Here is a 13,238-nt window from a genome sequence, read left to right on the forward strand (position 1 = left end):
TTCCTCAAACTAAAAGGAGTGATAACCATGGCTAGTTCGCAATTATCTAAAGAGTACCGCCTTGTTAGTCCACCTTGGACTGACTTTCTGTTTAACAAGACAACATCAGCGTGGTTATGGCTGATCGTGCGGCTTTATCTGGGATACTCCTGGTTCGAGCACGGTTTGGAGAAGCTTTCGAATCCGGCTTGGGTGCAAACCGGTGAGGCGCTAAAGGGTTTCTGGCAACGCGCAGTTGCCATTCCTGAACCACCCGCGCGTCCCCCGATTGCCTTTGATTGGTACCGTGCCTTTATTCAAATGCTTCTCGACAGTGGTAGTTACACTTGGTTTGCCAAGCTCGTTGTGTTTGGCGAGATTGCCGTCGGAATCGCACTGATTTTGGGCATTTTCGTCTGGTTCTCAGCGTTCATGGGCGCTTTCATGAACTGGAACTTCATGATGGCCGGCACGGCTAGCACCAATCCAGTGATGTTGGTGCTATCAATCCTGCTTATCTTGGCCTGGAAAACTGCGGGTTGGATCGGGCTTGACCGCTGGTTGTTAATCTATATCGGCACTCCCTGGCAACCAGGGCTACTTTTCCACCGCCAAAAAGAGCCTCAAACGACAGAAGGGGCTCCATCGGCAGCCTAATCGAAACCAACGAGTAACAAAAGTCGAGCCGCCTAAAACCAGGCGGCTCAAATTTCCTTTAGACAAATTCTCTGCTTCTCATCCGGATTATAATAACCGAAGCCAAAACCATATCACAAGAGGAGAACTGACCCATGAGACTCAAAGGGATGCGCGTTGTTTATTTAATTGGTCCTGGTTTCGAGGACTTGGAATTCTATGTGCCCTTGATGCGTTTAAAAGAGGAGGGGGCAGACGTGGTCGTCGCTGGGCCAAAAGCCGGTGAAGAACTGATTGGAAAAGGTGGACTAACCGGACGTGCTGAGGTCAATGTCGCTGATCTAAAAGCCGAGGATTTTGACGCCATTGTTGTTCCGGGAGGATGGGCCCCGGATAAACTGCGCCGCTACGAGGCTGTCAAAAAACTTGTACGCGACTTTTACCATCAAGGCAAAGTGGTCGCAATGATTTGCCACGCCGGTTTAGTTGGTATTAGCGCGGGAATTGTAAAAGGGCACGAGGCCACCGGTAGCGAAGGTATCAAAGACGATTTAATCAACGCCGGCGCCATTTGGCGCGATGCTCCGGCCTTCCGATCGGGTAATATCGTCTGGGGACGCGTTGTTGCCGATATCCCCGACTTCTGTCGCGAACTGATTCAAGCCCTCATTGAGCAAAAAGAAAAAACTCAAAAAGTCTGAACCTAAAACGGAAGAAGTCCCCATAAAGGGGACTTCTTCTTTATTTCAATCCTAAAGCCAAGCCTACCGTTGGCTGAGGCGCTGTTTCACCCAGGGAAGAACTCGATTTAGAGCGGTGGAAAGCATGCTTGCATCCTTACCACCCGCCTGTGCAAGATGAGGACGGCCACCTCCACTACCGCCGACGACTTGCGCCACCTCCTTAGCCAATTCACCCGCATGGAAGCCTTGCTTAACCAGATCGTCGGTCAGGGTTGCAACGATAATTGGTCGCCCCTCACTAGCCGTTGCCAGCACTGCTACCCCCTTCTCGCGATACTGTTGGCGGAAACGGTCGCATAATTGACGCAATACATCAGCATCGGCCTCATTAATAATGGCCGTCAGGACACGGATACCATCCACCATTTGAACGTTATGGAGCAAAGGCTCAAATTCCGCCATGGCGACTTTTTGACGTAACTGCGCATTTTGCTTGCGCAGACGCTCCACATCTTCAACCAATGCCACAACTTTATCCGGAACCTCATCTACACCACAATTCAAAACTTCGGCGATCCGCGAAAGATCGTTCATGCGCTTGCGAATTAAGGCATAGGCCTCGCGTCCGGTCACCGCTTCGATGCGGCGAATTCCGGCTGCGGCGCTGCTTTCACTGGTGATTATAAAGATCCCAATATCCCCTGTGGACTCAACATGGGTCCCCCCACATAATTCGTAGGATATCGGTTGCTCATCACCAATGACAATAGTGCGCACGACCTCTCCATATTTTTCACCAAAAAGGGCCATGGCACCTTCCTGAAGCGCTTGGCTCAACGGTTTGTGCTCGATTTCCAATTCGTAATCTTCATAAATAGCCTGGTTAACTGCGGCTTCTATGGCTTCTAACTGCTCCGGCGTCAAAGCTTCAGGATATGTAAAGTCAAATCGCAAGCGATCTGGCGCAACTAACGAACCTGCCTGCCGTGCTTCTTTACCCAAAATGGCTTGCAATTTAGCGTGTAAGAGATGGGTTGCCGTGTGATTGCGCATAATATCTCGGCGTCGTTCAACGTCCACCTGAGCACGGGCTTTATCGCCAACCCGAGGGCGCCCCCGCACCACTTCTCCGATGTGAACGATCACTCCTGCAGCCGGCTTGCGGGTGTCGTTAACCCGGATCTCCCAATCCGCACCTTCCAAGCCAATAATCCGTCCCGTATCGGAAACCTGACCACCGGCTTCCACATAAAAGCAGGTGCGAGGCAAGATGACTTCAATGGCATCGCCTGCGATGGCCTCCTCAACCCGTTCACCATCTCGAACCAGGGCTAATACCTGTCCCTCGACCTCTAGACTGCTATATGGGTCGTAGATCACCCCTTCCGGCCCTAAAGCACCTCGCCGCTGTAAGTCCTCTAAAATCGAGCGATAAATATCCACCCTTTCACCCCCCAGCGGGCCAAAGGCTTTCCCAGCCCCTGAAATAGTGCGATGCGCCTCCATCGCCCGTAAAAAGCCTTCCTGATCCACATCCAATCCTTCCTCTTGGGCTACATCACGGATCAGTTCCAGAGGAAGCCCATGAGTAGCGTAGAGATCAAAGGCACGTTCGCCATCCAGAATCTTTTCACCACGGGCTTTGAGATCTTCCAAATAGACATCAAGTTGACTCAAACCCTGTTCCACAGTACGTCGGAAACGGATTTCTTCGCGGGTCAAATTTTCCCGAATAACATCCTTGTTCTTAACCAATTCCGGATAGGCCTCACCATAAATCTCGATCACCGTATCGGCCACGTTTGCAAGGAAGGGATCCATCAGACCAATCTTGCGACCAAAACGTGCTGCACGACGAATGATCATCCGACAGACATAATTACGCCCCACGTTACCCGGCACAACCCCATCGGCAATAAGAAAAGTGGCCGCACGAGAGTGATCGGCGATCACACGATAAGGGGTGATATTGGCCTTTCGTTCTTCAAGGGTGTGGCCGGTCAATTGCTGGACTTTGTCCAAAAGGGGGGAAAGCAAATCCGTGGCATAATTTGAGGAAACGCCTTGCAAAATGGCCGTGATGCGTTCTAGCCCCATTCCGGTATCCACATGACGCGCTGGCAGGGGTTCTAAACGAGTCGGACTTAATCGGTTATATTGAATGAAGACCAGATTCCATAGCTCCAAAAAACGCTTGCAATCGCCGTTGACACGACATACATGTCCCGGCACATCGCGCTTATCACAAAACTCGGGTCCTAGATCAATATGAATCTCACTACATGGGCCACACGGCCCCGTCTCGGCCATCTCCCAAAAATTATCTTTGCGTCCGAAGAAGAGGATATGATTGCTGTCCATCCCTGGCTGTTTTGCCCAGTTTTCGGCTGCCTCTTCATCGGTTGGAATCTCACCGTATTCATCCTTAAAGCAGGTGACCCACAAACGATTCTTATCCAGCCCCCAGACCTCTGTTAATAACTCCCATGCCCAGGCAATGGCCTCTTTCTTGTAATAGTCGCCAAACGACCAATTGCCCAACATTTCAAAGAAGGTGTGATGGGTATCATCGCGTCCCACATCCTCAAGATCATTATGTTTTCCGGCTACACGCATGCATTTCTGGGAATTAACCGCACGCCTATAGGGACGCTGATCAGTGCCCAGAAAGACATCTTTGAATTGGACCATACCCGCATTGGTAAAGAGCAACGTCTGATCTCCGCCCGGCACCAAGGGAGACGAAGGAACAAAGGTATGCCCACGTTCCACAAAGAAGTCAATAAAAGATTGTCGGATATAGGCTCCGCTAAATCGTTTGTTGGTCATAGGCTGCCTCTAACACACAAGTCTCTTCAGGCACAAATTGTCTGACGAAGATTATAAGGCATCCCGAAGTAATAATCAACCACTCCGATCCACTTACCCATTGGATTAGGTTATTTTGGCATTCTTGTGGCTATTTCAACCAATAAAACAAGCCTTCCAAAGCAATGGCATAGACTCGGTAAGGTTTAGGTCCCACAAACACCTTTCCCCGGATGAAAACGGTGGGTGTACCATAAAAATTCGTTTTACGCACTTCCGCCAATTGGCGTTTAATAGCCCATTCGGTTTGAGGACTTTTGGCACAAAATTGCACAGACTGAGCATTAAAACCGACTTCGCTCAATAGATCTGTGATAAACGCCTCATCCTCAAGGCGCGCCTTTTCCGTGGTAAAAAGACGGTCGGTTAAATTCCAAAATTTGGCTTGATCCTGTTGGTAAGCACAGTAGCCTATTTTGGCCAAATAATCGCTGTGTTCTTTGACCGGATAGTAGAGGAAAATCAGTTCCACCCCATATTTTTGAACTAGGCGGCGCAGCATGGGATAGGCCTTGCGTGAATAATCACATCCATAAGAGCCAATAAACACAATTGGCTCAGCACTTTCACCACTAATCTTTGGAAACCCACTAATATCTATCCCTTCGAGAGTTAATGTTGTGCTTCCTCCCGGCACTACGGGGCAACTCTCATCTACGGTAGAAAACTGGGTGTTTTGCCCCGTTGGATCGAAGACACAAAACCCTGATTGATTCAATCCGTTACAACTGCCGGTTGTGTAGTAAAGATAGAAACCTCGGACTGCAAAAAAAGTGCTTCCAATCAGGAGGAAGAAAAATGCCCAGGAGAGAGGCTCAAAGTAACGATTAAGAAAGCGCGCCCCAGCCTCGGAACGTGTTATCACATAACCCAAAATTTTCGCCTTCATCTTTTCGTCAAAGCCGGTCGTACAGGGGCGCAAAGTCACCCGGCGCAGCACACAATCCAAGGCCTCGCGTGCCAATTGGCGATTGGAGGCGCTGAAAATCCCCAAAATAGACAATACGATAAACGCGATGACACAGAACATGGCTATAACACCTTCCGAATTTTGATCAAGGCTTCAACAAATTGCTGGGCCTCTTCCAGGGTATTATAGAAATACACCGAAGCGCGTACCGATCCCGATACACCTCGCGAATTGAACCAAGAATGCACACAGTGTTGCCCCGATCGTACAGCGATATTCGCCATCTGATCAAGCATTAGCGCGATGCGGTGGTGATCAATCCCCTCAATGTAGAAAGAAACAATTCCACCCCTAAGGCGTGGATCCGCCGGACCAATAATTTTGAGGCCCGGGATCTCGCTGAGTGCTTTAGTCAGGTACTCATTGAGTAGTCTTTCCTGTTTTTCAATCGAGTCAAAACCGATTTGACTCAGGTATTGCACAGCAGCCGCCAAACCCATGATACCGGCATAATCCTGTAGGCCAGCCTCAAACTTTTCAGGCGGAGGTAAAAATTGACAGGAGTCGAAAGTAGATGTAGAAACGGTATCACCACCGACCAAAAAGGGTTCCAACTGCTCTAAAAGGCGATACTTACCATAGAGCACACCCGTTCCTGAAGGGCCGAGCATCTTATGGCCCGAAAATGCCAGAAAATCAACGTCCAATGCACGCACATTCACCCGTTGATGTGGCACAGTTTGTGCTGCATCCAGGAAAACCAGAGCCCCTTGACGGTGTGCATATTTGATAATATCGGTTGCGGGTAGAGTAACTCCATCCAGATTAGAGGTGTAACCCATGGCTACCAATTTCACCGCGCCGTCTTTAAACGCATGTTCAAAATTATCCCAATTAAAGGTGTTGTCATCGCGAGTTCGAACAACCCGCAGAATCGCACCCCACCGTTTAGCCACCATTTGCCATGGGATGAGATTCGAGTTATGTTCTTTATCGGTGACCAGGATGACGTCGCCCGGTCTCCAGTTCAAAGCCGAAGCCAATAAATTTACTCCCTCGGTGGTATTGCGGGTAAAGATGATTTCTTCTTTCCGCCCGGCATTCAAAAATTTAGCCACCTTTTCTCGCGCCTGATCCACCTCGCGAGTTACTTCAGCCGCCATGCGGTGCATGCTCCGTCCGCTGCAGGCTGGAAAATCATGATAGTAGCGATTAATGGTTTCAATGACCTGGCGTGGTCGCAACGTCTGACAGGCATTATCAAAATAAATGACAGCCTTGCGGCCATTTTGGCTTTGCAAACTCGGAAAATCAGCCCTCACCTTCGCCAAGTCCATACCCCTTCCTCCCTCGGGCTTTAACCACTCCAATCCAACATCTCAAAAACACTCCCAATTATAAGTCAGATTGTGAATGCCTGCACCATCTTAACCGTCTAAGGTGTAGAATAAACCCTCTTCGAACTACGCCAGATTGATGTTTCCCTTGATATAATAAGGTTACTTTTGTTAGGATTATCACATTCGGCTACATCGGGGAGGACGCCATGAGTTATAAAATCGTATTCGGCACCGACGGATGGCGCGGCGTGATCGCCGAGAACTACACATTTGATAATGTGCGCCGATGTGCTCAGGGCTTTGCACATTATCTTCGAAGCAAAGGGTATCATGATGAGTGGGTAGTAGTAGGTTATGATAAGCGCTTCCACTCCGAGAATTTTGCCCAGGCTGCTGCTGAAGTTTTATGCGGCAACGGATTTCGGGTTTATCTCACCGATAAAGCCACCCCCACCCCGGTTATTTCTTATGCCGTAATTGACCGCAAGGCCGTTGGTGCCATTAATATCACCGCTTCTCATAATCCACCTACCGACAACGGCTTTAAGGTTCGCGATTCCAGCGGTGGCGCCATTGACCCAGAGGGCCTTAAACAGATTGAAAGCGCCATTCCTGATGAGGTGAACGCTGTTAAACGAATACCCGCAGCCGAGGCTGAATTGCAAGGGCGATTAGTGCGCTTTGATCCGGCACCGGCTTACATTGATCACCTTCACACCCTAATTGATATGCAACCCATCCGCGATGCCGGGTTGAAAATCGTTGTTGATGCTATGTGGGGCAATGGCGCGGGCTGGTTCCCTCGTCTGCTCAGCGGAGGAAAAACTCAGATTGTCGAAATTCATAACATCCGTAACCCCATCTTTCCAGAAATGAAGCGCCCCGAACCGATCCCGCCTAACATTGATGTGGGGCTACGTACAACCGTTGAACAAGGTGCTGATGTCCTCGTCGTTACCGATGGAGATGCTGATCGCGTCGGCATCGGTGATGAGAATGGTCATTTCGTCAATCAACTTCAAGTGTACGGTTTATTAGCATTCTACTTGCTTGAAGTCCGTGGCGAACGCGGGCCGATCATTAAAACCCTGTCCACCACCAGCATGCTTGAAAAATTAGGGGAACTCTATGGTGTCCCAGTCTATGAAACCGGCGTGGGGTTCAAATATGTAGCACCCAAGTTTTTAGAAACCAATGCGCTTATCGGTGGTGAAGAATCCGGCGGTTATGCTTTTCGCGGTAATGTACCGGAACGGGACGGCATCTTGGCCGGGCTTTACTTCTTGGACATGATGGTGCGCCTCAATCGTAAACCCTCCCAACTTTTGGAACTTCTTTTCAGTAAAGTAGGCCCCCATTATTATGACCGCGTTGACAAGCAGTTCAGCGGCGACCGCAAAACACGCGAGGCTATGATCCTCAACGCCAATCCCCAAACCATTGGGGGGCTCAAGGTCGTTGGGCTGAATACACTGGATGGCTACAAGTTCCTCTTGGAAGACGGTGGATGGATGCTCATTCGCTTCTCAGGAACCGAGCCTATCATTCGCGTTTATTGTGAAACCACGCATCCCGATCGGGTTCAACCTATATTGCAGGATGGATTACGCATTGCCGGACTTGCCTGAGACCTTCTGGGTAGATACCCATTGTCACCTCTACATGGAGCCCTTTCGCGACGACCTACCTGAGGTGCTTTCACGCGCCCAACACCAAGGGGTAATGGGATACGTGGTACCCGGAATTGATCTCGAAACCAGTCGGGCTGCCATCGAATTAAGTGAGCACTATCCCAGTGTATTTGCGGCAGTGGGTATACATCCTAATTATGCCACCCGGTGGGAAAATACCTCATTGCAAGAACTGCGGGCTCTTTCTTCGCACCCCAAAGTTGTTGCGATTGGAGAAATTGGGTTGGATTACTATCGGGATTATGCGCCACCTGAATTGCAAAAGGCCGCTTTAATAGCCCAGTTGGAACTTGCTGCCGAGCGCAACCTTCCGATTATTCTGCACCAACGAAATTCGTTTCACGATCTTCAAATTATTTTACAGGCATGGCTTCAAGGTACGGAATCCCCAAACACCCCAACCCAAGGGCCGCGAGGCGTTTTTCACGCTTTCGAAGGCGGCGCCGAGGAACTCACCTGGATCACGCAACGCGGTTTTTATATCGGGTTAGCCGGTGCAATCACATATCGCTCTCTTGAACGTACCCAATCCCTGGTTCAACTTTTACCTTGGGACCATGTGGTACTAGAAACTGATTCACCTTATCTAACCCCCGTTCCCCATCGTGGAAAACGAAACGAGCCCACTTACATCCCTCTTATCGCCGAGAAGATCTCGTCCCTCTCTAATATTCCTCTGCCCACTTTAGCCAATACAACCAGCACGAACGCTATTCGTCTTTTTAATCTGCCATCTTCTTGGAGTTCGCATTGAGCACCATGACTTCTTTCTTTGTCCCAGTACTGGATCAAATTCATCAGGTAGAAGATCTAATTCGCGCTCAGGCCGAGGGCTACCATCCCGACTTGCAAGCTGCACTAGAGCACCTTCTCAAATCAGGAGGCAAACGGATTCGCCCGACCTTGACGTTGTTGGTTGGGCGCATGCTCGGCGCCCCAGAACCCCAACTCATTACCTTGGCGGCTTCAATTGAACTGTTACACACTGCCACGCTGGTTCATGATGACCTAATTGATGGAGCACTGCTCCGCCGCGGCATTCCCACCCTAAACGCCCGGTGGTCACCGGGTGCAACCGTCCTTACCGGTGATTTCCTCTTTGCTCGAGCCGCAAAACTTGCTGCCGAAACGAATTCCATCCCCGTAATGCGCCTCTTTGCCGAAACACTGACCATCATCGTCAATGGTGAGATCAGCCAGATGTTCAATCCACCATGCATCAGCACCTTGGAAAACTATTACCAACGTATTTATGCCAAAACGGCTTCGCTGTTTGAGGCCTCAACCGGGTGTGCTGCTATGATCAGCACCACAGATAACGATTTGATCATGAGATTGCGCCACTTTGGACGCGAATTAGGTATGGCATTTCAAATCATTGACGATATCCTTGATCTTACCGGCGACGAGACCCAACTTGGCAAACCAATAGGTAGTGACTTGCGACAAGGTATCATAACCCTGCCGGTCATTCGGTTTTTGCACACCCATCCCGAAGATCCGTTCTCTCAGATGATCCTTCAGGGTAAGTGTTTGCAAAACGATGCGGACATCTTGGCGTTTATTGAACGTCTTCGCCACAGCGATGCCATTGAGGATGCGCATCAGGAAGCCCAACGATTTATAAAAAATGCGCTGGACGACCTTCGTACGCTCCCTAACAGCCCAGAACAACAGTATTTGGAAGAACTAACCTGGTTCGTCACGCAGCGCAAAACGTAGAACCCACCATCACGGTGGGTTCCTGATTGTGCGCTGGGCGGGAGTTGAACCCGCACGCCTTTCGGCACATGGCCCTCAACCATGCCTGTCTGCCAATTCCAGCACCAGCGCATTTATCCGCGGCTTATTATATAATTCACTGGGTATTAATGTCAAGCCAATGTTAGCCTACCCACCCTAATCTATTCCGAGGAAGGAGTAATTATGACAATCGCACTTGATGCTATGGGAAGTGACCGTTACCCCGAGCCAGAAATCCAGGGGGCTTTATGGGCTGCCGAAAAGTGGGGCCTCAAAATCATCCTCGTGGGTGATCAATCTCGCCTGGAACCCCAATTGCGAGCCCTTAACACCCGAGGTTTATCAGTGCGGATCGAACATGCGCCTGATGTTTTAGAAATGGGCGATAAACCGGTTGAAGCCGCCCGGTTGAAACCGCGTAATTCAATGGCCGTTGGGCTAGAACTGGTCAAAAAGGGTGATGCCGAGGCATTTGTTAGCGCCGGAAATACTGGCGGAGTCATGTTCAATGCGTTGCGTATCCTTGGACGTATCCCCGGCGTGGCTCGTCCTGCTTTAACCGCTATGTTTCCGGTTCGCGGTGGTCACGCCATCGTTTTAGATATTGGTGCCAATGCCGATTGCCGACCTGAGTTTCTACTTCAGTTCGCCATTATGGGTAGTATTTACGCCGAGAAAGTCCTCCACAAACACAACCCTCGCGTTGGATTACTTTCCAATGGTGAAGAACCTGGCAAAGGGAATCAACTGGTAAAAGAGACCTACCCCCTATTAGAAAAGAGTGGCCTGAATTTTATCGGCAACGTCGAGGGCAAAGAAGTATTCAACGGTGATGCCGATGTCGTGGTTACGGACGGTTTCACGGGTAATATCATGCTCAAATCCAGTGAAGCCGTGGCTAAATTAATCACAGATGTTTTACGCGAATCGCTCATGGCATCCTGGCGTACCAAACTGGGCGCCCTTTTAGCCAAGCCCGCCTTCGCCCAAATTCGCCAAATGCTTGATCCTTCGGAAATCGGTGCGGCTCCCCTGTTGGGCATTGACGGCTTGGTCTTTGTCGGCCACGGCCGCTCGGATGCCCGTGCAATCATGAACGCTCTGCACGTTGCCCATGAAGCCATCCAGGCCAACCTATTGAGTAACATCCGAGACGCAATTCGGGAAAAACTTTCCGCTGTTGAGAACACCATCTCCGATAATCCCTGAGGTTAACCATGAAGGTCATCCGAAATACACGCCTGATTCAACGCAACCGTCGCATTGGTCAAATAGCCACCATAATTGCATTAGTCGTCCTCGGTTTTGGGCTCTATATTTCTTTTGTCCATCCCGAACAATACACCTTAAGCCTTACGGCATTGATTATCGGGTTTGTGCTTTCCCAGGCCGGAATTTATTTCGGAAACCGCTGGGGGCGCTCCCCACGACCGGATGAACTCCTTACCAACGCCCTGAAAGGCTTAGAAGACAAATTCGCGGTTTATCATTATGTCTCGGGAATTCCTCATATGCTTATAGGCCCGGCGGGCATCTGGGCACTCATTCCGGTCACCGTTGCCGGTACAATCACCTATGATGCCAACAAGCGCCGCTTTCGCCAAAAGGGTGGCAACATTTACCTCAAAATCTTTGGACAGGAAAACATTGGACGACCCGACTTAGAAGCCAGTTATGCCATCGAGGATTTAACCAAATTTCTCAAGAAGACCTTAGGAGAGGCTACCAATCCTATTCCAACCCCCCAAGCCGTCTTGGTTTTTACCAATCCCAAAGTTGTGCTGGAAATCGAAGAATCTCCAATCCCGGCTGTGCCTTTAGCCAAATTGAAAGACTTCATGCGCCGCCAAGCCAAAGAGAATCCAGCCCCTGCGTCCATTATTCAAGCCTTGCAACAGGCGCTGCCCAATGAGAAATGGGAAGGAAGCTAGAGTCTAGCCTCGGGTCTTAACCCGTCGAGGACGTTTGGACACCGACCCCGGCGAATCGCTCATCGCATAAGCGCGTAAACGTTGCACCTCTTCCGAAGTTAGATGGCGCCATTCGCCGGGTTTTAATTTGCCCAATTCAATCGGCCCAATGCGGGTGCGAATTAGCCGCTTAACCGGTAACCCAATCGTCCGCCCAATTTCGCGGATTTCGCGTTTACGCCCCTCGCACATAACCACGCGCAACCAAGCCCCTTCACGCACCACACCTTCCAAGGTTACCTCGGCCGGCGCAGCCCGCCGTCCATCCGGTAACACCACCCCATGACGCCAGGCCTCGAGTTGCTCTTCATCTGGGCGCTTTGCCACTAAGACCCGATATTCTTTTTCCTTCCCGTAGCGAGGATGGGTGAGACGATTAGCCAATTCACCATCATTGGTAAGGAGGATCAATCCCTCACTTTCGTAATCCAAACGACCAACTACAAATAAATGTCCCGGAAAAGGCACCAGATCATAAACGGTGCGGCGTTTTTCATGAAGTGCATGATCTGAAAGCACATCCTGGGGTTTATTGAGGATGATGTAGGTAAACTGAGAAACCGGCTTGGGTATCGGATGCCCATCTACGGTGATCTGGTCGCGCTCCGGATCGGCCTTCATCCCTAGTGTTGCGGTAACCCCATTCACCTTAACCCGTCCCTGAGCAATTAAGGCTTCTGCTTCACGCCGTGATCCCAAGCCGGCGCGCGCGAGAATTTTTTGTAATCGTTCTTCTGCCATTTTTTAATCCTTTAACAATGATTGATCTTGCTCTTCGGGTTCTTCAATCGGTGGTAGTTGTTCCAATGATTCAAGACCAAAATAAGCCAGAAAATCAGACGTAGTGCCATAGAGAAGGGGACGTCCCGGCAAGTCAGCCCGTCCCCGTTCTTCAATCAACCCCTTTGCCAATAGACTGCGCACAACCGAATCACTATTCACCCCGCGGATAGCCTCAATCCCGGCCCGAGTGATCGGCTGGCGGTAAGCAATAATGGCCAGAGTCTCCAATGCTGCCTTACTTAACTTCGCCCCCACCTCCAAACCCAATAACCGCTCAACGTAAACAGAAACCTCAGGGGCTGTGGTGAGTTCATAACGGCCCTGATGTAAGCGCAAACGCAATCCTCTCTGCTGGTAACTTTCTTGCAATCGTGAAAGGGCGGCTATAACGGTTTCCTCATCCGTTCCAACCGCCGTCGCCAATTGGGCAACAGAAACCGGCGCCGGAGCGACAAAGATCAAGGCTTCGAGGATGCTTTCAAGAGGAAGTGAAGACGTACTGAGTTCGTCTGACTGCATGCTATAATTGAAACCGCCTTAAAAATATGTGCCTCTCACGGATTTCATGAGCACAACTTTTCGATTCCTGAAACTCATCAGCCTCATAGTCACTGTCTTGTGGCAACCGATATTAA

General features: G+C 50.1%; 12 protein-coding genes and 1 tRNA gene. 7 read left to right on the plus strand and 6 right to left on the minus strand.

Annotated features, from left to right (window positions below; genetic code table 11):
• Positions 1–27 precede the first annotated feature (27 nt).
• Both QYE77_RS02990 and QYE77_RS02995 read left to right on the plus strand, forming a co-directional pair.
• On the plus strand, positions 28–636 hold the full coding sequence (locus tag QYE77_RS02990) for a DoxX family protein (RefSeq protein WP_315623869.1): 609 nt from the start codon (positions 28–30) through the stop codon (positions 634–636).
• A gap of 134 nt (positions 637–770) precedes the next feature.
• Positions 771–1,316, plus strand: a complete 546-nt coding sequence (locus tag QYE77_RS02995; RefSeq protein WP_315623870.1) for a type 1 glutamine amidotransferase domain-containing protein — start codon at positions 771–773, stop codon at positions 1,314–1,316.
• Positions 1,317–1,379: 63 nt separating this feature from the next.
• Here QYE77_RS02995 and alaS read toward each other — a convergent pair whose 3' ends face one another.
• The 3 genes from alaS to QYE77_RS03010 all read right to left on the minus strand — a co-directional run bounded on the left by alaS (position 1,380) and on the right by QYE77_RS03010 (position 6,413).
• A complete protein-coding gene (gene alaS / locus QYE77_RS03000; protein WP_315623871.1) occupies positions 1,380–4,127 on the minus strand; it encodes an alanine--tRNA ligase in 2,748 nt (915 codons plus the stop codon).
• 130 nt (positions 4,128–4,257) lie between these two features.
• Complete coding sequence (locus tag QYE77_RS03005) at positions 4,258–5,196, minus strand: DsbA family protein (RefSeq protein ID WP_315623872.1); 939 nt, start codon at positions 5,194–5,196, stop codon at positions 4,258–4,260.
• 2 nt (positions 5,197–5,198) lie between these two features.
• The gene (locus QYE77_RS03010; RefSeq protein ID WP_315623873.1) at positions 5,199–6,413 is read right to left on the minus strand and encodes an aminotransferase class V-fold PLP-dependent enzyme; all 1,215 of its coding nucleotides are present in this window, start codon (positions 6,411–6,413) and stop codon (positions 5,199–5,201) included.
• 209 nt (positions 6,414–6,622) lie between these two features.
• On the opposite strand from QYE77_RS03010, the gene QYE77_RS03015 reads away from it, so the two are divergent.
• The 3 genes from QYE77_RS03015 to QYE77_RS03025 are packed head-to-tail and all read left to right on the plus strand — an operon-like array spanning position 6,623 to position 9,829.
• Positions 6,623–8,044: a phosphoglucomutase/phosphomannomutase family protein gene (locus QYE77_RS03015; RefSeq protein ID WP_315623874.1), complete on the plus strand. Its 1,422-nt coding sequence runs from the start codon at positions 6,623–6,625 to the stop codon at positions 8,042–8,044.
• Entirely contained in the window at positions 8,028–8,861 is an 834-nt protein-coding gene (locus QYE77_RS03020; protein WP_315623875.1) for a TatD family hydrolase, read from the plus strand. Before QYE77_RS03015 ends, QYE77_RS03020 begins: the two co-directional genes overlap by 17 nt.
• A 5-nt stretch (positions 8,862–8,866) precedes the next feature.
• Complete coding sequence (locus QYE77_RS03025; RefSeq protein ID WP_315624911.1) at positions 8,867–9,829, plus strand: polyprenyl synthetase family protein; 963 nt, start codon at positions 8,867–8,869, stop codon at positions 9,827–9,829.
• Positions 9,830–9,858: 29 nt separating this feature from the next.
• Here the strand turns inward: QYE77_RS03025 and QYE77_RS03030 are convergent.
• Positions 9,859–9,940: transfer RNA gene (locus QYE77_RS03030), tRNA-Leu, on the minus strand.
• A gap of 93 nt (positions 9,941–10,033) precedes the next feature.
• Between QYE77_RS03030 and plsX the strand changes: the two genes are divergently transcribed.
• Both plsX and QYE77_RS03040 read left to right on the plus strand, forming a co-directional pair.
• Entirely contained in the window at positions 10,034–11,059 is a 1,026-nt protein-coding gene (gene plsX, locus QYE77_RS03035) for a phosphate acyltransferase PlsX (protein ID WP_315623876.1), read from the plus strand.
• A gap of 8 nt (positions 11,060–11,067) precedes the next feature.
• Entirely contained in the window at positions 11,068–11,781 is a 714-nt protein-coding gene (locus tag QYE77_RS03040) for a hypothetical protein (RefSeq protein WP_315623877.1), read from the plus strand.
• Between the two features lie 3 nt (positions 11,782–11,784).
• Here the strand turns inward: QYE77_RS03040 and QYE77_RS03045 are convergent, their stop codons facing one another.
• Positions 11,785–12,561 carry a pseudouridine synthase gene (locus QYE77_RS03045; RefSeq protein ID WP_315623878.1) on the minus strand — a complete coding sequence of 259 codons (777 nt, stop codon included), beginning with the start codon at positions 12,559–12,561 and terminating at the stop codon, positions 11,785–11,787.
• 3 nt (positions 12,562–12,564) lie between these two features.
• A complete protein-coding gene (scpB, locus tag QYE77_RS03050) occupies positions 12,565–13,122 on the minus strand; it encodes an SMC-Scp complex subunit ScpB (RefSeq protein WP_315623880.1) in 558 nt (185 codons plus the stop codon).
• Positions 13,123–13,238 lie beyond the last annotated feature (116 nt).

The organism is Thermanaerothrix solaris (assembly GCF_032334255.1).
Taxonomy (GTDB): Bacteria; Chloroflexota; Anaerolineae; order Anaerolineales; family Anaerolineaceae; genus Thermanaerothrix; species Thermanaerothrix solaris.

Bases quoted from the DNA above. Each gene is read 5' to 3' on its own strand.
- QYE77_RS03045 (WP_315623878.1), bottom strand. From the start codon at position 12,561: ATGGCAGAAGAACGATTACAAAAAATTCTCGCGCGCGCCGGCTTGGGA.
- plsX (WP_315623876.1), top strand. From the start codon at position 10,034: ATGACAATCGCACTTGATGCTATGGGAAGTGACCGTTACCCCGAGCCA.
- QYE77_RS03010 (WP_315623873.1), bottom strand. From the start codon at position 6,413: ATGGACTTGGCGAAGGTGAGGGCTGATTTTCCGAGTTTGCAAAGCCAA.
- QYE77_RS03040 (WP_315623877.1), top strand. From the start codon at position 11,068: ATGAAGGTCATCCGAAATACACGCCTGATTCAACGCAACCGTCGCATT.
- QYE77_RS03005 (WP_315623872.1), bottom strand. From the start codon at position 5,196: ATGTTCTGTGTCATCGCGTTTATCGTATTGTCTATTTTGGGGATTTTC.
- QYE77_RS02995 (WP_315623870.1), top strand. From the start codon at position 771: ATGAGACTCAAAGGGATGCGCGTTGTTTATTTAATTGGTCCTGGTTTC.
- QYE77_RS03025 (WP_315624911.1), top strand. From the start codon at position 8,867: ATGACTTCTTTCTTTGTCCCAGTACTGGATCAAATTCATCAGGTAGAA.
- QYE77_RS02990 (WP_315623869.1), top strand. From the start codon at position 28: ATGGCTAGTTCGCAATTATCTAAAGAGTACCGCCTTGTTAGTCCACCT.
- alaS (WP_315623871.1), bottom strand. From the start codon at position 4,127: ATGACCAACAAACGATTTAGCGGAGCCTATATCCGACAATCTTTTATT.
- QYE77_RS03015 (WP_315623874.1), top strand. From the start codon at position 6,623: ATGAGTTATAAAATCGTATTCGGCACCGACGGATGGCGCGGCGTGATC.
- scpB (WP_315623880.1), bottom strand. From the start codon at position 13,122: ATGCAGTCAGACGAACTCAGTACGTCTTCACTTCCTCTTGAAAGCATC.